The sequence below is a fragment of the Pinirhizobacter sp. genome (assembly GCF_036499745.1).
In the GTDB taxonomy this organism is placed as follows: Bacteria; Pseudomonadota; Gammaproteobacteria; order Xanthomonadales; family Rhodanobacteraceae; genus Pinirhizobacter.
The window spans coordinates 1-23,681 of the sequence record NZ_DASYDG010000057.1 but is presented as its reverse complement, the minus strand read 5'-3'; the positions used below and the strand labels follow the sequence as shown (position 1 = coordinate 23,681).

At 62.2% G+C, this 23,681-nt stretch carries 21 protein-coding genes; 8 read left to right on the top strand and 13 right to left on the bottom strand.

Going from position 1 to position 23,681, the window contains the following annotated elements; all coding sequences use genetic code 11:
- Window positions 1-51 precede the first annotated feature (51 nt).
- The 6 genes from VGM61_RS18360 to VGM61_RS18335 all read right to left on the bottom strand — a co-directional run bounded on the left by VGM61_RS18360 (window position 52) and on the right by VGM61_RS18335 (window position 8,415).
- Window positions 52-954 carry an NAD-dependent epimerase/dehydratase family protein gene (locus tag VGM61_RS18360; protein ID WP_331524360.1) on the bottom strand — a complete coding sequence of 301 codons (903 nt, stop codon included), beginning with the start codon at window positions 952-954 and terminating at the stop codon, window positions 52-54.
- Window positions 938-1,972 carry a GDP-mannose 4,6-dehydratase gene (gmd, locus tag VGM61_RS18355; protein WP_331524359.1) on the bottom strand — a complete coding sequence of 345 codons (1,035 nt, stop codon included), beginning with the start codon at window positions 1,970-1,972 and terminating at the stop codon, window positions 938-940. Before gmd ends, VGM61_RS18360 begins: the two co-directional genes overlap by 17 nt.
- On the bottom strand, window positions 1,972-5,229 hold the full coding sequence (locus VGM61_RS18350) for a glycosyltransferase family 1 protein (protein ID WP_331524358.1): 3,258 nt from the start codon (window positions 5,227-5,229) through the stop codon (window positions 1,972-1,974). The genes gmd and VGM61_RS18350 overlap by 1 nt, the downstream gene beginning before the upstream one ends.
- On the bottom strand, window positions 5,226-5,792 hold the full coding sequence (locus tag VGM61_RS18345) for a hypothetical protein (protein WP_331524357.1): 567 nt from the start codon (window positions 5,790-5,792) through the stop codon (window positions 5,226-5,228). The genes VGM61_RS18350 and VGM61_RS18345 overlap by 4 nt, the downstream gene beginning before the upstream one ends.
- Window positions 5,793-5,878: 86 nt before the next feature.
- Window positions 5,879-7,243 (bottom strand): glycosyltransferase family 4 protein, encoded by a 1,365-nt coding sequence (locus VGM61_RS18340; RefSeq protein ID WP_331524356.1) that lies wholly within the window; start codon window positions 7,241-7,243, stop codon window positions 5,879-5,881.
- Entirely contained in the window at window positions 7,243-8,415 is a 1,173-nt protein-coding gene (locus VGM61_RS18335; protein WP_331524355.1) for a PLP-dependent aspartate aminotransferase family protein, read from the bottom strand. Before VGM61_RS18335 ends, VGM61_RS18340 begins: the two co-directional genes overlap by 1 nt.
- 145 nt (window positions 8,416-8,560) lie before the next feature.
- On the opposite strand from VGM61_RS18335, the gene rfbB reads away from it, so the two are divergent.
- The 5 genes from rfbB to VGM61_RS18310 are packed head-to-tail and all read left to right on the top strand — an operon-like array spanning window position 8,561 to window position 13,374.
- On the top strand, window positions 8,561-9,607 hold the full coding sequence (gene rfbB / locus VGM61_RS18330; protein ID WP_331524354.1) for a dTDP-glucose 4,6-dehydratase: 1,047 nt from the start codon (window positions 8,561-8,563) through the stop codon (window positions 9,605-9,607).
- Window positions 9,604-10,488, top strand: a complete 885-nt coding sequence (rfbA, locus tag VGM61_RS18325; RefSeq protein ID WP_331524353.1) for a glucose-1-phosphate thymidylyltransferase RfbA — start codon at window positions 9,604-9,606, stop codon at window positions 10,486-10,488. Before rfbB ends, rfbA begins: the two co-directional genes overlap by 4 nt.
- The gene (rfbC, locus tag VGM61_RS18320; protein ID WP_331524352.1) at window positions 10,485-11,042 is read left to right on the top strand and encodes a dTDP-4-dehydrorhamnose 3,5-epimerase; all 558 of its coding nucleotides are present in this window, start codon (window positions 10,485-10,487) and stop codon (window positions 11,040-11,042) included. Before rfbA ends, rfbC begins: the two co-directional genes overlap by 4 nt.
- A complete protein-coding gene (gene rfbD / locus VGM61_RS18315; RefSeq protein ID WP_331524351.1) occupies window positions 11,039-11,980 on the top strand; it encodes a dTDP-4-dehydrorhamnose reductase in 942 nt (313 codons plus the stop codon). The genes rfbC and rfbD overlap by 4 nt, the downstream gene beginning before the upstream one ends.
- A 53-nt stretch (window positions 11,981-12,033) precedes the next feature.
- On the top strand, window positions 12,034-13,374 hold the full coding sequence (locus VGM61_RS18310) for a phosphomannomutase (RefSeq protein WP_331524350.1): 1,341 nt from the start codon (window positions 12,034-12,036) through the stop codon (window positions 13,372-13,374).
- 10 nt (window positions 13,375-13,384) lie between these two features.
- Here the strand turns inward: VGM61_RS18310 and VGM61_RS18305 are convergent, their stop codons facing one another.
- The 6 genes from VGM61_RS18305 to VGM61_RS18280 all read right to left on the bottom strand — a co-directional run bounded on the left by VGM61_RS18305 (window position 13,385) and on the right by VGM61_RS18280 (window position 20,061).
- On the bottom strand, window positions 13,385-14,851 hold the full coding sequence (locus VGM61_RS18305; RefSeq protein WP_331524349.1) for a hypothetical protein: 1,467 nt from the start codon (window positions 14,849-14,851) through the stop codon (window positions 13,385-13,387).
- 116 nt (window positions 14,852-14,967) lie between these two features.
- A complete protein-coding gene (glmS, locus tag VGM61_RS18300) occupies window positions 14,968-16,797 on the bottom strand; it encodes a glutamine--fructose-6-phosphate transaminase (isomerizing) (RefSeq protein ID WP_331524348.1) in 1,830 nt (609 codons plus the stop codon).
- 33 nt (window positions 16,798-16,830) lie between these two features.
- A complete protein-coding gene (locus VGM61_RS18295; protein ID WP_331524347.1) occupies window positions 16,831-18,201 on the bottom strand; it encodes a pyridoxal-phosphate dependent enzyme in 1,371 nt (456 codons plus the stop codon).
- A 179-nt stretch (window positions 18,202-18,380) separates the two neighbouring features.
- Window positions 18,381-18,599 carry a YdcH family protein gene (locus VGM61_RS18290; RefSeq protein WP_331524346.1) on the bottom strand — a complete coding sequence of 73 codons (219 nt, stop codon included), beginning with the start codon at window positions 18,597-18,599 and terminating at the stop codon, window positions 18,381-18,383.
- Between the two features lie 308 nt (window positions 18,600-18,907).
- Window positions 18,908-19,531 carry a hypothetical protein gene (locus VGM61_RS18285; protein ID WP_331524345.1) on the bottom strand — a complete coding sequence of 208 codons (624 nt, stop codon included), beginning with the start codon at window positions 19,529-19,531 and terminating at the stop codon, window positions 18,908-18,910.
- Window positions 19,528-20,061: a DUF4398 domain-containing protein gene (locus VGM61_RS18280; RefSeq protein ID WP_331524344.1), complete on the bottom strand. Its 534-nt coding sequence runs from the start codon at window positions 20,059-20,061 to the stop codon at window positions 19,528-19,530. The genes VGM61_RS18285 and VGM61_RS18280 overlap by 4 nt, the downstream gene beginning before the upstream one ends.
- Window positions 20,062-20,148: 87 nt before the next feature.
- Here VGM61_RS18280 and VGM61_RS18275 point away from each other — a divergent pair, with 87 nt between their 5' ends.
- Complete coding sequence (locus VGM61_RS18275) at window positions 20,149-21,258, top strand: PilT/PilU family type 4a pilus ATPase (protein WP_331524343.1); 1,110 nt, start codon at window positions 20,149-20,151, stop codon at window positions 21,256-21,258.
- Here VGM61_RS18275 and maiA read toward each other — a convergent pair.
- A complete protein-coding gene (gene maiA, locus VGM61_RS18270; protein ID WP_331524342.1) occupies window positions 21,240-21,899 on the bottom strand; it encodes a maleylacetoacetate isomerase in 660 nt (219 codons plus the stop codon). The two genes, VGM61_RS18275 and maiA, sit on opposite strands and share 19 nt — an antisense overlap.
- A 67-nt stretch (window positions 21,900-21,966) precedes the next feature.
- Here maiA and VGM61_RS18265 point away from each other — a divergent pair, with 67 nt between their 5' ends.
- Together VGM61_RS18265 and VGM61_RS18260 are read left to right on the top strand one after the other, a co-directional pair.
- Window positions 21,967-23,145: a phosphoglycerate kinase gene (locus VGM61_RS18265; RefSeq protein ID WP_331524341.1), complete on the top strand. Its 1,179-nt coding sequence runs from the start codon at window positions 21,967-21,969 to the stop codon at window positions 23,143-23,145.
- The coding region (locus VGM61_RS18260) for an HAD hydrolase-like protein (protein WP_331524340.1) at window positions 23,142-23,681 on the top strand (540 nt) is incomplete at its 3' end. The genes VGM61_RS18265 and VGM61_RS18260, both read left to right, overlap by 4 nt.

The window sequence follows — 23,681 nt, the reverse complement described above, 5'->3', positions numbered from 1 at the left end:
TTGGAGCAAAACGTAACACGCCCACCCTGATCGAGCATCCAGATCCACGATTTAACCAGCGTGCGCGTACATCCAGCGAAGGGTCTCTTCAAGGGGAATAGTGTCAAGGGGCCCGATCATGGCAACCAGCCGCCGTGTATCGCCTGTGAGCCGGGCAACCTCATTGGCGCGCACGAAAGCAGGGTTCACCTTCACGTCGATGGCATAACCGGCAATGGATTCCATGGCACGTATTACGTCCGTTAGCGATATCGAGATACCCGAACAAAGATTGACCGCATCACCGGCCGGAGGAGCCTTGAGTATGCGTACATATACCGAAGCGACGAATCGAACGTCCTGGAACTCACGGGCGACGTCGATATTGCCCAGTTCGATGGCTCGCTCGCCGCGACGGAAGTGGCCCACGACCTTCGGTAGCAGGAACTGGTCTGCCTGGCCTACACCGGTATAGTTGAATGGCCGTACCAAGGTTATCGGTACATGTGGCATCCACAGACGCGCCATGTATTCCATGGCGATCTTGCTTACGGCGTAGTCATTGGCCGGACGTGGCGGCAGGCCCTCGGAAAGAACTTCCTGGTCGCTATTGCCGTAGACATTGGCGCTACTGGCAAGCAGCACATGCTCAATGTCCGGGACATGCTTGGCGAGCGCCTCAAGGAGATTCCGTGTGCCAACCACGTTGACGCGATACATCTCCTCGGCATCCCCATGGGCCACGAAAGCAATGGCGGCAAGGTGAATGACATGCGTCGGCCGGATCGCTGCGACGGCGGCCATCACATCCTGGCGATCAAGAATATCGATTGCTGCCGTGTCCAAGCCCCCGTCGACGGTGAGACCGACGACGTCGAATCCTTCCCTGCTCAGGGCCTCGGTGACGTAGTGCCCCGAGAACCCCCGGTGGCCCGTCACCAATACGCGACGACCGGGTTTAGTAGGAGGCGTCACGTTCGTTCCGGCGAAGGTCGGCCTGGACCATCATGCGGCACAGTTCTTCAAGGGTGGTGCTGGGCTTCCAGCCTAGCTTGGCCTCGGCCTTGCTGGCGTCGCCAATGAGCAATTCGACTTCGGCCGGCCGATAGAACTTGGGATTGATTCGCACCAGCATCTTGCCGGTATCGGCACAAATGCCTTTCTCGTGCTCATCCTTACCTTCCCAGCGGATGCGGATATCCACAGCCGCGAACGCAAGGGCGACGAAGTCGCGCACCGTTTCGGTACGGTTGGTGGCCAGAACGAAAGTGTCCGGCTCGTCAACCTGGAGCATGCGCCACATGCCCTCGACGTATTCCTTGGCAAAGCCCCAGTCGCGCTTGGCATCCATGTTGCCAAGCTCCAGGGTATCAAGCTTGCCCAGCTTGATCTTGGCCACCGCATCGGTGATCTTGCGGGTAACGAACTCACGCCCGCGCAGCGGTGACTCGTGGTTGAAGAGGATGCCGCTCGAACCAAAGATGCCATAGGACTCGCGGTAATTGACCGTAATCCAATGAGCGTAGAGCTTGGCGACGCCATACGGGCTACGGGGATAGAACGGCGTATCTTCCTTCTGCGGGACAGCCTGCACCTTGCCGAACATCTCGGAAGTCGATGCCTGGTAGAAGCGAATACCCGAATTCACTACCCGGATTGCCTCAAGCATGTGCAGCGCGCCAACGGCCGTGATCTGGGCGGTCGTCGCCGGCTGATCGAAGGACACCCCCACGAAGCTCTGGGCCGCCAGGTTATAGACCTCGGTTGCGCCCGTGGATTGCAGCAGGCGAATCGCCGAACCCGTGTCGGTCAGGTCAAACTCCACCAGTTCGAGGTTGGGATGGTTCTGGATACCCAGTTCCTCGATGCGCCAGAAGTTCACCGAACTGGTGCGGCGGTATGTCCCGAACACCCGATACCCCTTCTCTAGCAGGAGTTCGGCCAGATAAGCGCCATCTTGACCGGAAATGCCGGTGATCAGTGCAGTTTTCATTAGGATCCCATCGCGTGCGTTAGATCGTTCGGTGAACGGGGCATTTTGGGTGACACGTCGCCCAGACTCAAGCGCTCCACCTCAATGGCGCTCAACTCCAGTGTTACTTCAGCATCGACCATGATGCCTACGCGCAGATCGGCGACGTCTTCGAGGAGTTCGAATTCGAAGGTTTGTGAAAACCCATCGACCATGTCTAGAGGCTCGGAGGCCATATTGGAGGATTCACGATGGGCAAGCACGTCGATCCAGGCAATGCCATCGGCACCATCGCGGCGTCCCTTGGCCACCACCCGATAGTGGCCGGCCGTGGCTGGGAAGGCTCGGCTCAGATATAGCTGGCCGGGCTCGCCCGTCGACACCCGAGCCGTCGCCACCAGGGCACCCGCAGACGAGTCTGACATGTAATCACTCGCCGCAAGACGTCGCCGCGGGCCTGACCGCCAGGATAGTGGCCATTTTCCGTTGATGACCACGTCCAGGAGTTGGCGCGAACTGGCGTACCAGCTTAGCCACGGCATGCCCGCCGAGGGTGGTGCTACACCGTCGGATTCGAGTGCGAGCCACTGCTTGACGGCGGCAGCCAGTTCGCGCGCGGACAGGCCATCGAAATACGAAGCGTGTGACCCGGCGACTTCCCTGAAAATGGGCAAGTCCCGGGCAAGGATGGGAAGGCCGTACTGGGCTGCCTCGATTAACGGAAGCCCAAAACCTTCGCCTTCCGAGGACGCCAGCAAGGCTGTGGCGCCGTGGTACATCGATACCAGCGTCGCATCATCGGCGCGTTCAAGCCAGTGAAGATGTCGACCGGCTTCGGCATGACCGCGCAGCCGGTCGATCGTCTCATCCATATGCCAACCCGCTTTGCCGATGATGACAAGGTTCACCTCCACGCCATCAGCCCACAACAGTTCGAACGCCGACAGTGCCTGCGCATGGCCCTTGCGTGGCTCGATCGTGCCGACCATCAGGAAGGTTGGACGACCCTGCATCGGTGCCGGCAACTCGCTCGGCGCGTGTATCGATGAGTCATTGGCAACCAGGTCCGCACCCAGATGGAACCACCCAATCTTGAGAGGGCGACTACGTTCTGGATGTCCCTGGTCCAACCAGGCGACAAGTTCATCGGCCACCGTGCGCGAGATGCAAATGAGGCCGTCCGCGATTCGGGCGATCGACTCGTACCAGCTGCGGAACATGGGAAGCCCCGCGGGATCAAAGCAATCAGGGCGTAAAAGCGGCAGGACGTCATAAACGACGAAGATAACTTCGACGCCAACGCTGCGCATGGCGTGGAATGTAGCGGTCAGGTACGGAACCATATGCGCGGTGAGGTCAATCCCCAGAAAGATGTCATCTGCCTGGAATATCACCAGTTCATCGGGTGGCAGGACGAAATCCGCCTGCACCCTGCCCTGCATCCATTGGCGCGCATAACGAAATACGCCGTCTCGCTGAAGATAGACCGGCTCGACGCGGAACCCAGGTGGAGGATCGGCCAGGAGTTCCGCGACGATGTGCCGAACCACGCGCTGAATCCCGGTCTTGGCATCTTCAATCACCAGATGCGACACATCCAGGTACAACGAACGCATCGACCCCTGCGTTGACGTTTGGCTGGCCATGGCATTAGCCACGCGCTTCAGGTCAGCTGGTGGCAAGGTCTGGATGCCAGGAATGTCCAGCAAGCGGTTGACAAGCTTCTCGTAACGCACGCGCCTTGGGTCTTGGTCAGCCTCGGTGGCAACCCAGGACCAACGGGGCGAGGCAAGACGAAGGTCATGTACGGAGAGCGCAGGTTCGATATGGCCTGCATCTGGCTTTAGCGGATAACCATCGCGGCGATACGTCAGTTCGGACAACAAGGCCGGCGATTCCGACGCCAGGACCGTGGTAACGAGCGGGAGTAATCCGGAGCCCACCAGCTCCAATGGCTTGTCCCGGAGGTTCGGCAGAAGGCGTGCCGTAGTCTCATCGTCACGCACAGCGAGCCGTTGCGTCGATGGGAGCGTCACAACTTGCGGGCCCGACTGGCTTGGCCGATGAGCTAGTGCATTCTCGATGGCACCCCACGCAGCGGACGCCGATGCCCGCCATGAAAATCGCTTGGTCTGATTCGCTCCGTGCTGACGTATAGCCTGGCGGAAGCCTTCGTCGAGCAACCCCTTCTCCATCGCGGCACGAATAGCATCGATATCGAGGGGATCGAACAGCGCTGATGCATAACCAATGACCTCGGGCAAACTCGTGGCATTGGCGCCCATCACAACGGCACCACAGGACATCGCTTCAAGTGCCGGGAGACCAAAGCCCTCGTGCTCGGACGGGAAAATATAAAGAGCGCAGGCGTTGTATAGCTTTACCAGCTCCTGGTCGGAAACGAACCCTGTGAATACCAACTCGTCTTCATCAAGTCCGGCTGCTTCGCGGACGACCGTCAGTTCGTCCCGCTCGATGACATCGATGTTCCCGACCAGCACGAGTTGGTGACCGCAACGGACGCCTTCGGGCAATCGCGCAAACGCTTCGATAAGACGCGCAAGGTTCTTGCGCACATCAAAGCCACCGGCATACATGACGAAAGGCCTTGATATACCGAATTTCCGGCCCGCATGGCGATGGCCGGCTGCATTCGACAATCGAACAAACTCATCACCCACGGCCGCTGAAATGTTGACCACACGATCCGGCTCTATCCCCATCAACCCGACCACTTCGTCGCAGGTCGACTCAGATATCCCCAACAGGACATCGCAGCGACTCAGATGGCCTAACTTCTCCCGATACCACGCCTCCTGGCCGGGTTGGCGCAAGTAAGCCGCAGGCATTACCAGCGGAATGAGGTCGAAGACGATGGCTGCCTGCAAGGCTGAGGATTCGCTCGAAACTGAGGTGACTACCGAATCGACCCATCCGTCGATCATGCTCGACGTCAGGACCACGTCCGGTGCGAGGCTCTCGAGGAAATCCTCACGCAATGCTTCGGCCACCAGGCTTCTGACACGGTTCTCCGGAAAACGCGAGGCGGTCGCCGCAAGCCCTTCCCAGGCCACCACCCGGTGCCGGGGAATCACGTCCTCAAACATGTCGCGGATCTGGACGGCGGATTCAGGCATCGCCCCATTAACCGCCAGCCATACTTCATGACCCCGCGGATCGGTTGCCATCGCCCTGGCAAGGGACATGCAGTAGCGGCCTACCCCACGGATACGACCGTCGGGAGACTGGCACGCCTGCAGATCGATCACGAGCTTCATCGACGGCTCCCGGCCTGCAGGCCTGCCTGGTGCGCGCGGAGCGTGATTCGAGACGTGAGATCGTCTGCAATGACGCTTGCGGTGGCGGACATGGGCACGACTTCCTCGCCTGGTGGCATCACGCTCAGGAATGCCCGCAAGTGGATGCCCAGGCGGGACGTTTCCGGAAACGCGCGATCGAACACCTGGCGGAACGGCGCCACGCCGACTACCTTGCGGACTGCAGGACGAATGGCCCGGGCACTCCATGCCACAAGGGGACGTGCCATGCGCCATGCACGACGAACCAGCCCCTTGGCCTTGCGAATTGGCAGCGTCAAGCGCCAGGAGGTGCTATGCAAAAGCAGCTCTAGCGCTTGTGCACGTGCGACGCTTTCCAGATGCACCAGATGCATCTGCTCAAGCAGATGTCGTTGCTCGTCACGCAATCGGCGTTCCGTCGTACGCGCCGCTTTCTGCACGATGGTCACGCGCATGAGCAAGGCGTCGCGCTGGGCGCGAAGCTTCTCGCTTTCCCCAATGGCGGCAGCCAGCCGTTCCTCGAGCGTGTTCAGGTCAGCCATGAATCAGTAACACCCCACCCTCTACATCACATCAACGGCGCGACGATCAGTGATGGATCGCCGCGTATAAGTCCGCCCGTGCCGTCCTAGCCCTTTGTCACCGCCACGGCCTCGATACGATCGATAAGCAACGCCGCGTTGACGGAAGGGGCATAGCCCTCGCGGATATCCCGGGCCGCGCAGCGCCCCAACTTCGACCCAAAGAGCGGGTCGCCGGCAAGCCGCCGCATGAAGCTAGCGGCCTGGTTCACGTCGGCCTCGGCCCAGTGTTGACCCTCGGTATACATATATTCCCCCTCCGCGACCGGCCGTAGGTGGTAGTCAACCAGGCAACTATTGTCCGGCGTCATGAAGTCGAGGTTGCCCGAATACGCTGTGCCGATCACGGGCTTGCCCAGACGCATCGCCTCAGCCATGCCCAGGCCGAAACCTTCTGAACGATGCAATGAAACGTAAGCATCGGTACATCGTTGCAGGGCCTGTACATCGCCGCGCGGCAGTACGTCGTCGCGCACGACGATACGTGGCTCGCCTGCCACTGCATTGAGCAGCTTGCGCAGCAGTTCCGGATGCCTATGTCCGTTGCTGCTCTTGATCAGCAGGCGCACAGGTTCGTTGCCCGGGAAGGCAAGCCTGAATGCCTTGATGGCGGCGAATGGATTCTTCCGCTCGATGAAGGAATTGAAATCGAATGTCGTAAGAAACGTATATTCCGGACCGATACCAAATGCCTGGCGGGACCGGCCGCTATCGACGGGCTCATCGATGGGAATCGGCACACGCGTTACCGGCTTATCGGTGGCCGACGACATGACCTTTTCGACGAAATGCGTTGCCACCAGGATTTCGTCGACCAAGTCGAGAGCCGGACGCCACTCGTCGGGAAAACGCTCCAGCTCCCAGAACCAGCAAGCCATTGTGTAATGCCCGGCAAGGCGGTCACGACCAAGTCGCTCCAGCGCCGCATCCAGGTGATCAGGATTAACGAAAACCAGGTTCACCGGATACGGCAGGTCGGTTACCAGATGGTTATCCAGGCTGCGCTCATCCAGGCCGTGGGGAATATCGATGTCCAGGTCAACGATGGCGACGCGATAACCGGCGCTCATCAGGGAACGGGTATAGAGGCGAGCATTTTCGCCGAGGCCGAACTGTCCGCGAAAATAGCCAATGAGGTTCACGCCAGCGCCAAACGATGCAGGCGGGTACACCGCTGCGTGGGCCGGCGCATTGGCCGGGACCGGGGACGGCGGGAATTTCAATGCGGCCACCGCGCGACTGGCCAGGCGCCGCGAAACATCATCACGCCAGCGCTGCGGCAGGTGACGATACATCGACCGCAGCCAGCCCTGGCTACGGATCCATGCAGAAAAATTCAGTAGCCCGATACCTCGGGCGTCCGGACCGGCATCATTTCCCGGGGTCTCGGCCATCGCCGGACGGGCCGCCATCACTCGCCCAGCGCGTCGGCCAGCTCGGACTTGAGATCGGCGATGTCCTCGACCCCCACCGACAACCGCACCAGGCTATCGCTAATCCCCAACCGCTTCCGATTGGCCACCGGAATCGATGCATGCGTCATGATCGCTGGATGCTCGATCAGGCTCTCTACACCACCGAGTGACTCGGCAAGGGCAAACAGCTCGCAGCGCTCCAGCATTCGCCGGGCCTTCTTCAGCCCACCCTTCACCTCCATCGAGATGATCCCGCCGAAACCGTCCATCTGACGCTTGGCCAGGCCATGCTGCGGGTGCGATTTCAGCCCGGGGTAGATCACGCGCTCAACGGCAGGGTGCTTCTCCAGCCACTTGGCCAGTTCCATCGCGCTTTCACAATGAGCACGCATGCGCAGGTGAAGCGTCTTCAGGCCGCGCATAGCCAGGAAACTGTCGAAAGGTCCGGCGATCGCACCCACGGAGTTCTGCACGAAGCCCATGCGCTCGGCCATCTCGGCGTCCCCAGCCACCACGATGCCGCCGACCATGTCCGAATGGCCGTTCAGATACTTGGTGGCCGAATGCAGCACCAGGTGCGCTCCGGTTTCCAGCGGGCGCTGCAGCATGGGCGAGCAGAAGGTGTTGTCCACTACCAGGATCAACCCGTGCTTGCGGGCGAAGGCGCCCAGCTTGGCCAGGTCCACCAGCTTGAGCATCGGGTTGGTGGGGGTCTCGGCCCAGATCATCCGGGTCTCGGGACGAATGGCAGCTTTCACAGCCGACAGGTCGTTCAAATCCAGGAAGGTGAAGTCCAGGCCGGCGGACCGGCGGCGAACACGCTCGAACAGACGGTAGGTGCCGCCATAGAGGTCGTCCATGGCAATCACGTGGCTGCCGGTATCCAGCAAGTCCAATACCGTGGAGGCCGCGCCCAGGCCCGAGCCGAAGGCGAACCCCGCCGCACCGCCTTCCAGGGCGGCCACGCAGCGCTCATAGGCCATGCGGGTGGGGTTCTGGGTACGGGAATATTCATAGCCCTGGTGCTTGCCCGGGCTGGACTGGACATAGGTCGAAGTCGCGTAGATCGGCGTCATGATGGCGCCGGTGCTCGGGTCGGGCGACTGACCGGCGTGGATGGCGCGGGTGCCCAGTCCGAGGGGACGGGCGGCGGACTTCTTCTTGGCCATGGGGGCTCGACTTGGGCTTGGGTTGCGACCGCGCATGATACCGCGAAATATCTGCGTCACATCGATGCTCGTTCAGCTTCCCAGGGCCTCAAACAGGCACTTACCCATGACACAATGGGTGTCTTGGCAAGGGCCCGGGAGCCTGATGAAAACCCTTCTCGTTACCGGCGGAGCCGGCTTTATCGGGGCTAACTTCGTGCTTGCCGCCGTGGCCGCCGGCCATCGGGTGGTCAACCTCGACAAACTGACCTACGCGGGCAATCTCGATACGCTTGAGACTCTCTCGAATAGCCCACACCACGTCTTCGTCCACGGCGATATTGGCGACCGCGATCTTGTCGCGGGGCTACTGGTCACCCACCGGCCGGACGCGGTGGTGAATTTCGCCGCCGAATCCCACGTCGACCGTTCCATCGACGGCCCTGCAGCCTTTATTGAAACCAACGTGGTTGGCACCCTTGGCCTGCTTGAATGCGCGCGCGACTACTGGCGCGACACCCTCGCAAACTCGGCCGACTTCCGCTTCCTGCATGTGTCCACCGACGAGGTCTACGGCTCGCTCGGAAGCGAGGGTAAATTCACCGAAACCACTCCTTACGCGCCGAATTCGCCCTACTCCGCCTCCAAGGCTGCTTCCGACCATCTGGTGCGGGCTTTCCACCACACCTACGGCTTGCCCGTCCTCACCACCCATTGCTCGAACAACTACGGCCCCTACCAGTTCCCCGAAAAATTGATCCCACTGGTGATCCAGAAGGCAATGGAAGGTGAACCACTGCCTGTGTATGGCGATGGCCTGAACGTGCGCGACTGGTTGTACGTGGGTGACCACTGCTCGGCTATCAGCCGGGTGCTGGAGGCAGGCCGCATTGGCGAAACCTATAACGTAGGCGGCAACGCCGAGCGCGCCAACATCGACGTGGTCAAGGCCATCTGCTCACTGCTGGACGCTCGCCGCCCATTGGCCGATGGCCGGGCCCACGAATCCCTGATCACCTTCGTCCGCGACCGTCCAGGCCACGACCGCCGCTACGCGATCGACGCCGGCAAGTTGCGCGACGAGCTTGGCTGGACACCCTCCCTCACTTTCGAACAGGGTATCGCCGCCACGGTTGACTGGTACCTGGCCCATCAGGCCTGGACTTCCCGCGTATTGGATGGCAGCTACCGCATGGAGCGATTGGGCGCATGACTACCAAGGGCATCATCCTGGCCGGCGGCTCCGGCACCCGCCTGTACCCGATCACCAAGGCGATCAGCAAGCAGCTACTGCCGATCTACGACAAACCGATGATCTACTACCCGCTGGCCACGCTGATGCTTGCCGGTATCCGCGACATACTGGTGATCAATACGCCGCACGAGCAGGCGTTGTTCCAGCGACTGTTGGGCGACGGCTCGCAGTGGGGCATCCGCATCGAGTATGCGGTGCAACCGAGCCCGGATGGCCTGGCCCAGGCGTTCCTGATCGGCGAATCGTTCGTCGATGGGGACCCGAGCTGCCTGGTGTTGGGCGACAACATCTTCTACGGCGTGGGCCTGACCGATCGCATGGCCCGTGCGGCCACTCGCGAACGGGGTGCCACCGTCTTCGGCTACTGGGTGCGCGATCCCGAACGCTACGGGGTGGCCGAGTTCGATGCCAACGGCAAGGTCGTGGACATCGAAGAAAAACCCGCCCAGCCAAAGTCGAACTACGCCGTTACTGGCCTATATTTCTACGACGGCCGCGCCAGCGAGTTCGCATCGAAGCTCAAGCCTTCCGTGCGTGGCGAGCTGGAGATTACCGACCTTAATCGTTGCTACCTCGACGAAGGCAGCCTGCATCTGGAACAACTGGGGCGAGGCTATGCGTGGCTGGATACCGGTACCCACGAGTCGCTGATCGAAGCATCGAACTATATCGAGACCATCGAAAACCGGCAGGGCTTGAAGGTGTGCTGCCCGGAGGAAATCGCCTTTCTGCACGGCTGGATTGACACCACGCAACTGCGCGAGCTGGCACGTCCGCTGGAAAAAACGGGCTACGGCCAGTACCTGCTCCGCCTGATCGACCAGGGAGTCGTGCGTTGAATGTCATCCAGACCGCCCTGCCGGGCGTGGTGATCCTCGAGCCAAAGGTGTTCGGTGACAGCCGCGGCTGGTTCTATGAAAGCTACCACCAGCCACGCTTCGTCGAGGCAGGTATCGATGTCGACCTTCGCCAGTCCAACGTGTCGCGTTCCGCACGCGGCGTATTGCGCGGTCTGCACTATCAGTGGCCTCGTCCGCAGGGCAAGTTGGTGAGCGTGCTAGTGGGCGAGGTCTACGATGTAGCCGTGGATATCCGCCAGGGCTCGCCAACCTTCGGGCGCTGGGTGTCGGCCATGCTCACTGCCGAGAACCATCGGCAAATGTGGATACCCGAAGGTTTCGCCCACGGTTTTGCGGTGGTCTCGGACGAGGCGATCTTCAGCTACCACTGCACTGAGGTCTATGACCCCGCCGCCGATGCGGCGATCCGCTTCGATGACGCAACCTTCGGCATCGACTGGCCGGTCAGCGAACCGCTGCTGTCCGAAAAGGACACGCGCGCGCCGCTGCTGGCCGACGTGCATCCTGAACGACTGCCCATTTTCCAGGGATGAAAATTCTCGTCCTGGGTGCGGGCGGTCAACTTGGGCGCCAGCTTTGCGCCGCGCTAACCGACCTCGGCGAGATAACAGCAGCCACACGCGACGGCCGTCAGGTAGAGGGTGTATCCGACGCGCACCTGGCAACGGCTGACCTGGCCGCACCCGATAGTGTCCTGGATCTGCTTGAACGAGTGCGACCGGACATCATCGTCAATGCGGCGGCCTATACGGCGGTCGACGCAGCGGAGTCGGACGAAGCCACGGCATCGGCGATCAACGCGCAAGCCGTCGGCGATATCGCCGCGTGGGCAGGCCAGCATGGCGCGCTGCTGGTGCACTTTTCCACCGACTACATTTTCGACGGCCGCGCCAGCGAACCCTATCCCGAAGATGCACCCACCGGTCCCGCAGGGGCGTACGGCCGAAGCAAGCTCGAAGGTGAGGCACTCCTGGCAACCTCTGGTGCCCATTACCTGCTATTTCGCACGGCATGGGTGTATGCCCCCTGGGGGAAGAATTTCCTGTTGACGATGCTGCGCCTTGCAGCCGACCGAGACGAACTGCGCGTGGTTGCCGACCAGGTCGGCGCGCCAACCTCCGTAGCGTTGATTGCCGATGCCACGCGCGCTGCCATAGCGGCATGGTTGACCGCATTACCCCGCGAACGACAGGTGCTGGAAGGTACCTATCACGTGGTCGCCTCGGGACAGACGTCTTGGCACGGCTTCGCCCAGGCCATCGTCGATCGCGCGACCTCCACCGGATTGCTGGCGCGACGCCCGCTCGTCGTGCCCATCGCCACCTCGGACTTCCCCACACCAGCGCGACGCCCGGCCTATTCGGTGCTGGACAACCGCAAATTCCAACATGCATTCGCCTTTCCCTTACCTGACTGGACGGTGGGTCTTACGCAGGTGATGAACGAGCTTTGCGAGGCAAAACACGTTTGATTTAGGCGCACCGTGCTATATCAGCGCGAAGACATGACTCGACGGAGCAAGTGATGGACTGTTTCAAAGCCTACGACATCCGCGGCCGCATCCCCGACCAGCTGAATCCCGATATCGCCTACCGCATCGGCCGCGCCTTCGCGCGCACCGTCGGCACCGGCAGCGTGGTGGTGGGTTACGACATCCGCCTGGACAGCCCCAAACTTGCCGAAGCGGTGAGCAACGGCCTGCGTGACGAAGGCTGCGATGTGGTGGACATCGGCCTGGGTGGCACCGAGGAGGTCTACTTCCAGACAGCCCACCGCGGCAGCATCGGCGGCATCATGGTCACCGCCAGCCACAACCCTATCGACTACAACGGCATGAAGCTGGTGCGCGACGGTGCCAAGCCGATCAGCGGCGACACAGGTCTGAAGGACATCGAGAAGCTGGTCGAAGCCAACGATTTCGGCGATGCGAAGCCGCGCGGCGGCCTTACAAGCGACCACGACAAATCGGCCTATATCCAGCACCTCCTGACCTACGTCGACCGCAAGGCGCTCAAGCCGTTGAAGATCGTGGTCAACGCCGGCAATGGTGGCGCTGGTGCCATTATCGACCTGCTAGCCCCTCACCTGCCCTTCGAGTTCGTGCGCGTGAACCACGAGCCGGACGGCACGTTTCCCAACGGCATTCCCAACCCCCTGCTGATCGAGAACCGCGACGCCACCGCGAAAGCGGTGATCGAATCAGGCGCTGATTTTGGTATCGGCTGGGATGGTGACTTCGACCGTTGCTTCCTGTTCGATGCACGTGGCAGCTTCATCGAAGGCTATTACATCGTGGGCCTGCTCGGCGCCCAGCTGGTGGAGAAACACCCAGGCGGCAAGGTGATCCACGACCCGCGCTTGACCTGGAACACCATCGAGATGGTCCAGGAGGCCGGCGGCAGCGCGATCGAAAGCAAGACCGGCCATGCCTTCATCAAGGAACGCATGCGCAAGGAGGACGCCGTCTATGGCGGCGAGATGAGCGCCCATCACTACTTCCGCGACTTCGCCTATTGCGACTCGGGCATGATCCCCTGGCTGCTGGTGGCCGAGCGTGTGTGCAAGCTGGGCACGTCGCTGGAATCGATGCTGGCCGAGCGCATGAAGACATTCCCGTGCAGCGGGGAAATCAACTTCAAGGTGTCCGACGCCAATGCCATCGTGGCGAAGATCGAACAGCACTTCGCCGACGATAAGCCCCGTGTAGACCGCACAGACGGCGTATCGATGGAATTCGCCGACTGGCGCTTCAACATCCGCTCGTCCAACACCGAGCCGCTGCTGCGCCTGAACGTGGAAACCCGCGGCAACCTGCCGGTGCTCGAACGGCGCACGGAAGAACTGCGCGGACTGATCGAAGCGTGAACCCTTCCCGCTAGCGGGGTGATTCCCCGCCAGCGGGTATCTGCTCATCAGCTACCACGAGGCTGTCCTTGCCAAAATACGCAAGGATGGCATCGGCATTCTTGTCGTCGCCAACCCGCACAGCACCCTGCGGGAGCTTGGGGTCGTTTCCGACAATGCGGCCCGATACAACTCGCGTGAACACTCCGGAGCGTCCGTTCGCCACGCCGGAGTCCCACGTGGCCTGGCGTGCAGCAGCGATGCGATCATATGCGAGGTAGTCGTGGCGGATTCTGGGTACGCTGCTCGAAGCGGCCACCAGCACTGCTACCAGAAGGCTAGCCAGGGCAAACCACGCCTGTTTCCCTGCTGGCATCGAGATGCGCTGGTCGTTTTCGGCCACGCCCTTTTGACGATGTTTCCAGTTGGCCAGCCATGAGGCCGCGGCTGCGATCCCTACATAAACCATACACTGGCGAAACGTCGCATGGCGCTCGCAACAAAGCGAGCCGAATTGATAGTAGGCGGTAAAAATCGTCGCCGGCACGAGCGCCAGGGCGGACAAGGCCAGGGACAATCGCATGCGTTGCGCAACAGCATCGTGGCGATGAGTAGCTAGACCATATACGCCCAGCGCGAACAATGCCTTGACGATGAGCCCCAGTGTCAGCTGCTTATCGGTGGCCCGCGACGGGTCGAGCGTGAGCCACTCACGTCCAGCCTGCGGAACCATAGCCTTGAACGCGACGAAGGCGTGATGGGCAATGGCGGCATTACCGAATACCTCGGCATCCTGTCCAGCGCGAACGACCACGAGCTGTCGAAGCACCCAGGCGGCCATGAGTGTCGGCGGCAACAGCGCGATGATGCGTGCTCGGCGATATGACGTGGCGCCCGGCAGCCACCCCATTCCCAGCAGTACAACGAACCCCACAACGAACATCGCGCCTACTTCGGTGCTTGCCGCGGCCACAGTCAACGCCACAGAAGTGAGTACCCAGGTTGCAACCGTCGATGTCTCAAGGCACTGGGTGATCCCAAGCAGCAGCGCAATGGCCGCCAGGGTTGGCACGTAAGCAAGCGTGGCCATCGGCCAATAGAACATTTCCGACACCGGGTGCCCGAGGAAGAACAAGACAAGAAGCGCTGCAGACACCGGGAGCCAGGATCTGACACCACCTCGACGAAGTGGCAAGACAAGGACACCGATGGCAAGTAGCGACCAACAGGACACCAGTACGGTTGCAACCATGGGCTGGTGACGCGCTTCGACAAGAAGGGCATAGCCGTAGACGAACGCCTCCGACATGGGTCTTGGGCTCCACCCCATGACACGTTGGAAAAGAAATCCCGCCCCGCCGTCACCCACGGCGCGGATAGTCTGGTATTCATCCACTTGCCAGTGCCCAAGAGGCGTCAGGCCCAGATAGGCAGCGAACATCGCTGCGCACACCGTCAGGATGGCCAGCCAAAAAATTCGATAAGCACGTTCGTCCATGGACTCCCCCTGCAACGGGAGGAGTTTAGCCGACTGCCACTTGGATGTTCAGTGCGCCCGATCCCATCGTCGCCTGCTGGATCTTCCAACGGCGAGCAAAATCCAGGCAAACCACCTCATTCCACCGTCACCGACTTCGCCAGGTTCCGCGGCTGATCGACATCCGTTCCCCGCAGCACTGCCACGTGATACGCAAGCAACTGCAATGGAATGGTAAACACGGCCGGTGCAATGAAATCACCGCCACTGTCCAGCCGAAGCGTGGTGTCCTGCTCAAAGTTCTCATCCATCACCGCTGCCTGGTCGGCAAACACCACCAGCGTGCCACCACGCGCCCGCACTTCCTGCAGGTTGGATTTCAGCTTCTCAAGCAAGGGTCCGTTCGGCGCCACCGCGATCACCGGCATGTTCTCATCCACCAGCGCCAGTGGGCCATGCTTGAGTTCACCGGCCGGATAGGCCTCGGCGTGGATGTACGAAATCTCCTTCAGCTTCAGTGAGCCTTCCAGCGCCACCGGATAGTGCTCGCCCCGTCCCAGGAACAGCGCGTGCTGGCGGCTGACGAACTGCGCTGCCAGTTCAACGATGGCCGGCTCCAGTGAAAGTGCCTGTTCGATGTAACGCGGCAAGGTCTGTAGTTCGGCACAGCGCTTCAGGTAAAGCGCGCCGTCCAGGCCACGCTGGCGTCCGAGTTCCAGCGCCAGCAGGGCAAGCCCCGCCAGCTGGGTGGTGAAGGCCTTGGTGGAAGCCACGCCGATCTCGGGGCCGGCGCGGGTCATGAGCTTGAGGTCGGCCTCGCGCACCAGCGAGGATTCGGGCACGTTGCATATGCCTAGCGTGCCCAGGTATCCACGGCGCTTTGTTTCGCGCAGGGCAGCAAGCGTATCGGCGGTTTCACCCGACTGCGAAATGGCCACGAACAGGCTATCGGGCGGCACCACGGCCTCGCGATAGCGGTATTCACTGGCCACCTCGACGCTCACGGGAATGCGCGCCAGCTCTTCGATCCAGTACTTGGCTACCAGGCCCGCGTGGTAGCTGGTGCCACAAGCCACGATATGCATCTGGCGGGTCTTCGAAAGCATCTCTTCGGCGCCCAGGCCGAAGATGTTCGGCAGCACGCCGTGCGGTCCGAGGCGCCCTTCCAGGGTCTCGGTAACCGCCCGCGGCTGCTCGAAGATTTCCTTCTGCATGTAGTGGCGGTATTCGCCACGCTCCACGGCGTCGGACGTGAGCTCGCTATCGTGCACGGCGCGCTCGACCGGCTGCCCATCGAGCGTATAGACCTGGGCGCTGGCGCGGGTGATTTCCACCACATCGTCTTCTTCCAGGTACATCATGCGCTTGGTCACCTGGATCAGCGCCTGTGCATCGGAGCCCAGCAGGTGCTCGCCGATGCCCACGCCCACTAAAAGAGGGCAACCACGGCGCGCGCCGACCACGCGGTCGGGATGCTTGTCGCTGATCACGGCGATCGCGTAGGCGCCCTCGAGTTCGCGAACGGTGGCGAGCACCGCCTCGCGCAGGTCCATGCCCTGCCCGATGCGCTCGTCGATCAGATGCGCCATCACTTCCGAATCGGTGTCGGAGGTAAATACGCGGCCGCGCGCCTTCAGTTGCTCGCGCAGTGGCGCATAGTTCTCGATGATGCCGTTGTGCACCAGGCACACGCTGCCGGCCACATGCGGGTGGGCGTTGTGCTCGCTGGGCACGCCGTGGGTCGCCCAGCGGGTGTGTGCGATACCCGTGCCGCCGGGTGTGGGGTCGGCGTCGTAACGCGCTTCCATTTCGCGCACCTTGCCCTTGGCGCGGACGCGGCGCAGCGTGCCGTCGTCTAGCACGGCCAGGCCTGCGGAGTCGTAGCCGCGGTATTCCAGTGCCTTCAGGCCCGCGATCAGCAGCGGGGCGACGTCACGCTGGGCGGTCGCTGCAACTATTCCACACATGGCGTTGGTCCTTGGGTTAACAGCGGGCGCCGGCTAGTTCACTTTCCGGCGCAGGTAGTTCAACAGGTCGATGCGGGTGATCAGCCCCAGGAAGCGCTCGCCGTCCATCACGATCGGCACGTGGCCGCGATCGAACACCGGCATCAACGCTTCGATGGGGGATTTCACATCCAGGATGGTCAGGCTTTCGATCATCGCGGTGGACACCGGGTCGCGGAAACGCGCCTCGTCGACGTGCACGTGAAGCAGTACGTCCGATTCGTCCAGGATGCCGACGATGCGGTCGCCGTCCATCACCGGCAATTGCGACACGTCGTACAGCTTCATGCGGTTATAAGCGGTGATCAGGAGCTCCGACGGCCCCACCACCACGGTGTCCCGCTGGGCGTAGGGACGAAGGATCAGATCACGCAGGTCGTTGTAGCGCTCGCGCTCCAGGAAGCCGTTGTCGAGCATCCAGTAGTCGTTGTACAGCTTCGACAGGTACTTGTTGCCGGTGTCGCAGACCAGGGTGACCACTCGCTTCGGTTCGGTCTGCTCGCGGCAATACTTCAGCGCGGCCGAAAGCAGGGTGCCGGTGGACGAGCCTCCAAGGATGCCTTCCTTCGCCAACAACTCGCGCGCGGCGTGGAAGCTTTCCTTGTCGCTGATCGCATAGGCCTTGACCACCTTGGAAAAATCGCTGATGGACGGGAGGAAATCCTCACCGATGCCTTCGACCATCCAGCTGCCGGACTTGGTGGAGAGCACGCCCTCGTTGATGTACTGGGCCAGGATCGAACCCACGGGGTCGGCCAGGATCAGATCGGTATGGGGCGAGTGTTCTTTCAGGAAGGCTGTCAGGCCGCTCATGGTGCCGGACGATCCACAACCGAGCACGATGGCATCCACGCGCCCATCCATCTGTTCGAGGATCTCAGGGCCAGTGGTCTGGGCATGCGCCAGCGGGTTGTCGGGGTTGCCGAACTGGTTGATGAAATACGCGCCCGGGGTTTCGCGCGCAATGCGCTCAGCCATGTCCTGGTAGTACTCCGGATGGCCCTTGGCCACATCCGAACGGGTGAGCACCACTTCGGCGCCCATGGCCTTGAGGTTGAAGATCTTCTCGCGGCTCATCTTGTCCGGCACCACCAGCACCAGGCGATAGCCCTTCTGCTGTGCCACCAGGGCCAGGCCCAAACCGGTATTGCCGGCCGTGCCTTCCACCAGCGTGTCGCCAGGCTTGATGCGACCGGCGCGCTCGGCGCCCTCGATCATCGACAGGCCGATGCGGTCCTTGATTGAACCACCGGGGTTCATGCTCTCCATCTTGAAGAACAACTCGGCCTTGCCGGTATCAAGGTGTTGCGCGCGCACCATCGGGGTGCGACCGATCAGGTCGAGGACGGTGCCGTAGACGCTCATTGCTGCTCCATTCGCCCCTGCCCACGCGCGGCCCCTGCCTGACGCGCGGCACACGAGCCGGTAGTGACGCGCCATGATAACCGAGGGTCGTGCACGACCGTCCTTCGCGCAACAAAACGGGCGCCATAGAGGCGCCCGTCTTAAGGGGTAGAACCTATTGCCGGTGGGGCTTGACTTACCTATGCGTAGCGCTTGTCCCACATCCTAAGCAAGCGTGATTTTGCCTTGAGTTTCTCGAGTTTCATGCCAGTCAAGGTGGCATCGCCGATGGGAAGGACACCAATCTCGGCGTCGTGAACCTTGCTGTCCAGTTCCTGGTGGTGTTGGTAGAGGCGACGGAATTCCACGTCGCTCCTCATGAATGCCTCGACATCGTCACGCTGCTGGTTTTCGAACATGGTCGACTCCTGCATCTGTTGACGCGGCGCACGTGGGCCATGCGGCCGCATCGGTGGGGAAACCTGCGACCCGTTCGATGCCGGGAACCGGCATGGCGGGAAGCGTTTCCGGAAGGTCGCCCGAGGGACATTGCACCCCCCGGAGAACCGAAGCTACTCCGCGTGAAACGGTCGTGCAAGCTGTCATGGAAGGTATTAAACCCCCATTAATTCCTTTATATTTCAAACACTTGATAAAAGAAGCCCCGCATACGCGGGGCCTCTTTTTCCAGCAATATCGCCAAGTTGGGACGGAAGTCGCAGTTAGCTCACTGACCGCCTTTTTTTGGTGGCGTGGCCGAACCGCTGTCGCCGGAATCACGCAGGGCTCGTGCCGCCGCGGTGGCGGCCGCGGCCTGGCGCTTGGCAGCGTTCGCCACCTTGGCCTGGGCCTCGGCGAGCCGGCGCGACTGGTCGGCTTCGGCGCGGGCCTGTTCAGCTGCCTGGGCTGAATCCATGCCTTCCTGTTGCAGGCGGGCGTTCTCCGCCGCCACGGCCTGGGCCTGCTGGCGTTGGCGGTCGAGTTCGCGGCGAGCGTTCTCGACCTCCAGGCGGCTGGTATCGAGCAGGATCTGGTCGTGCTCGCGATCGAGTTTGGCGATGCGGCTCTGGGCGTCCTGCAATTGCGCGGCAGCCCGGGCTACGTCTACCCGGCGCTCGGCGATGTAGAGCGCATGGGCGCGCTCTTTGGACTTCAGGCCATACAAGCGGTTGATGGCATCACGGGCGCGGGCCTGCTCGCCCTGGGCGTAACCACCCAGGGTGGGGTCGTTGGCCAGCTGGTCCAGGCTGTTGGACAGGCGCTGGGCATCGAGGTCGTCCTTGGCGGCAACGGCAAGCGTCGCCGTGAAGGCCAGCGCGATGCCTGCGGCAAGCTTGGTGAAGCGGTTCATTGCTGGCCTCCCTGGCTGTCGTCACCCGCGGGCGGGACGGTGCTCTCCGCCGGGGACGGCAAGGTCATCTCGGTCTCCTGGACATTGGAAGGCGGCGGCGCCACCGATTGCTGGGCCTGGTTCTCGGCATCGGCCTGGGCTTGCGTCAGCTCGGAGCGAAGCCTGCCGTTTTCCGTGGACTTCTGCGAAATCTGCGACCGGGCGGCGCCCAGGCGGGCCTTCATGGTGGCCACTTCCGCATCAGCGCGGGACTCATCGGCCAGCTGGGCGGCCAGGTCATACTTGCGGCTGGCCATGGCGCCGGACGCCTGCTGGAACTTGTCCTGGGCGAAGCCAAGGTCCACGGGCGCATAATCGGCAGCGCCTGCGTCCCGGGCCGTACGCAGCTGGCTTTGCGCCTGGTTCATCTGGCTGTCCGGCGGCGGCACGCTGGCACAGCCATGCAGCAGCGCGACGGCGAGCACCACGGCGGGCAAACCAGGTAACCGAAGCCAGTTGCTTCTTAGCTTCGGCAAAAAGATGTGGACCATCACTCGTTCCTCTTACAGTTCTGCGCGGTATGGTCGATATTGTGGGCAGGCCTAAACATCGAATGCAATGAAATACAGGGGCAAGGCGTGGATATTGGGTATTTCCTGAAGCTGATGGTAGACAAGGGCGCGTCGGACATGTTCCTGACCACGGGCGCCCCGGTAAACATCAAGGTGGAAGGCAAGCTCTATCCCCTGGGTAATACCGGCCTGCCCAGCGGCATGGTGAAGAAAATCGCCTATTCCCTCATGGACGAAGGCCAGGTTCCCCAGTTCGAGCGCGACCTGGAACTGAACATGGCCCTGGCCGTGAAGGAAGCCGGCCGGTTCCGCATCAACGTGTTCAAGCAGCGCGGCGAGCTGGGCATGGTCATCCGCGCCATCAAGAATGACATCCCCAGCGTTCACGAACTGCGGCTACCGGGGATCTTCAGCGACCTGATCATGGAGCCCCGCGGGCTTATCCTGGTGGTGGGCGCTACAGGCTCAGGCAAGTCCACCACCCTTGCGGCCATGCTCGACCACCGCAACCAGAACAGCTCGGGGCATATCCTTACCGTCGAAGACCCCATCGAATACCTGCACCGCCACAAACGGTCGATCGTGAACCAGCGCGAAGTGGGCCTGGATACCCACAGTTACCACGAAGCGCTGAAGAACGCGATGCGCGAAGCGCCGGACGTGATCATGATCGGCGAAATCCGCGACACCGAAACCATGGAAGCGGCCATTTCCTTCTCGGAAACCGGCCACCTGTGCCTGGCAACGCTCCATTCGAACAACGCCGACCAGACCCTCGAGCGCATCCTGAACTTCTTCCCCGAATCAGCCCACAAGAACGTGCTGATGAACCTGTCGTTGAATCTGCGCGCGGTGATCAGTCAGCGCCTGGTGCTGGGTAAGGACAACCGCCGCCTGCCGGCCACCGAAGTGCTGCTGAACACCCCGTTGATCCGCGACATGATTCGCCGCGGCCAGATCCACGAGGTAAAGGAAGCGATGGACCGTTCGCTGCAGGAAGGCATGCAGACCTTCGACCAGTCCCTCTACCGCCTGTACCGCGAGGGCCAGATCGAACTGGAAGAAGCCCTCAACAAGGCCGATTCCCGCGATGGCCTGGCACTGAAGATCCGCCTGTCCGAAGGCGCCACAGGCAACGAGTTCGCCTCCAGCGACCCCTACGGCATCGGCGTGTAATCAGGCTGCGCCTCGGGCGCGGCCCGGGCGAACGCATCGAGCGTGGCGCACTGGGCGTGGATGCGGGCGATGGTGGGATAAGGCTCCATCGGTACATTCCAGCGGTGGGCGTTATACACCTGCGGCACCAGGCAAGCGTCGGCCATGCCAGGCAGCGCCCCATGGCAGAAACGCCCACCCTGCCCGGCCAGCATGGTTTCCAGCGCATCAAAGCAGACGGTGATCCAGTGCCGTGTCCAGGCCATCCGTTGCTCCTGGGTGGCACCGAACTGTGTACCCAGCGCGTTGAGCACCCTGAGGTTCGCCAGCGGATGCGTATCCACGGCCACCGCCTGGGCCAGGGCACGCACGCGGGCCCGCCCCAGTGGATCGGCAGGCAACAAGGGCACTTCCGGTCGCGTTTCCTCAAGGTATTCCATGATCGCCAGCGACTGGGTAAGCACTGCCGTGCCGTCGATCAGCGTCGGCAGCAGCTCCAGTGGGTTCAACGCCCGGTAGGCTTCGGAGTGATGCTCGCCACCATTGGCCACCAGGTGCACCGTGCGTGTCTCGTAGGCAATGCCCTTGAGGTTCAGGGCGATGCGCACGCGATAGGCCGCGGAGGACCGCCAATAGCTGTACAGGATGGGTGAAGGATTCATGGACATTTGCGTTGCGGTCGGCGGGTCCAGACAATAGCTGTTTTCCCCGACCGCTGGAGCTTCGAAGATGTCCGTCACCCGCATGAGCGACCTCGACCTCCACGGCAAGCGGGTATTGATCCGCGAAGACCTCAATGTGCCGGTGAAGGACGGCAGGATTACCTCCACCCAGCGCCTGGATGCTTCCCTGCCCACCATCCGTGCCGCGAAAGACGCCGGCGCCCGCGTGATGGTGCTCTCGCACCTGGGCCGGCCCAAGGAGGGTGAATTCGACCCTGAATCCTCACTTGCCCCCGTGGCCGAGTGGCTTGGTGCCCAGCTGGGCGGCAAGGTACGGCTGGTGCGCGACTATCTCGACGGCGTGGACGTGGCCGAAGGCGAGGTGGTGGTGCTGGAGAACTGCCGGATGAATGTGGGCGAAGGCGCCGACGACGAGGCACTGTCGCGCAAATATGCGGCGCTGTGCGATGTGTTCGTGATGGACGCTTTCGGCACAGCGCACCGCGCCCAGGCATCCACCCATGGCGTGATCCGCTTCGCCCCGGTGGCGGCGGCAGGCCCGCTGCTGTCGGCCGAGCTCGACGCGCTGGGCAAGGCCCTGGAGGCTCCGGCACGGCCACTGCTGGCGATCGTGGCAGGCTCGAAGGTATCCACCAAGCTCACCCTGCTGGAGAACCTCGCTGGCAAGATCGACCAGTTGATCGTCGGCGGCGGTATTGCCAATACGTTCATTGCCGCGGCCGGCTACAAGGTCGGCAAGTCGCTTTACGAGGCCGACCTTCTGGATGCCGCAAAGAAGGTGATGGCCGACGCCAAGGCGCGCGGCGCCGAAGTACCCATTCCCACCGATGTGGTGGTGGCCGACAAGTTCTCCGCCGATGCCACGCCGCGGGTGAAGGGCGTGGACCAGGTGGAGGATGACGAACTGATCCTGGACATCGGGCCGGAGACCGCCGATAGCTACGCACAGCTCATCGCGAAAGCGGGCACCGTCGTGTGGAATGGCCCGGTAGGCGTGTTCGAGTTCGATGCCTTCGGCAAGGGCACCGAAACCCTGGCCCGTGCCATTGCCGCGTCGAAAGCGTTCTCCATCGCCGGTGGCGGCGACACGCTGGCGGCGGTGGACAAGTACGGCATCGAGAAAGATATTTCCTATATTTCCACCGGCGGCGGCGCCTTCCTTGAATTCCTCGAAGGCAAGGAATTACCCGCGGTGGCGGCGTTGAAAGCCCGGGCCGGCAAGTGACACTTTGCCTGTTCGACCTCGACGGCACGTTGATCGATTCGGAGCCCGGCATTTTCGGTGGCATTCGTTACGCGCTGGGCCAGCTCGATACTGCCGTGCCAGACGAACGCGCGCTGCGGGCGTGGATCGGCCCGCCGCTTCGCCAGAACTTCGGCGCACTACTCGATTCTGAAAGAGTCGAGCAGGCGGTGAAGCATTACCACGTATATTTCGCCGAGAACGGCTGGCAGCAGCGGCGCGTCTATGAAGGCATTCCCGAGGCCCTGGCCGCCATCCATGGCCGCGGCGACCGCCTGGCGGTGGTGACCAGCAAGACCCGCAACCATGCCGAGCGGATCATCGCCGATCTGCCCTTCGGGCACCTGTTCGAGCGGATCTATGCGCCGGGACCTGAAAGTGCGCACAGCCAGAAGGCCAGCATGATCGCAGCCGCCATCGAGGACTTCGCCAGCCCGCGCGAATCCACCGTGATGGTCGGCGACCGCAGCTTCGACATCGAAGGCGCCGTGGCTAACCACATCGCAAGCGTGGGCGTG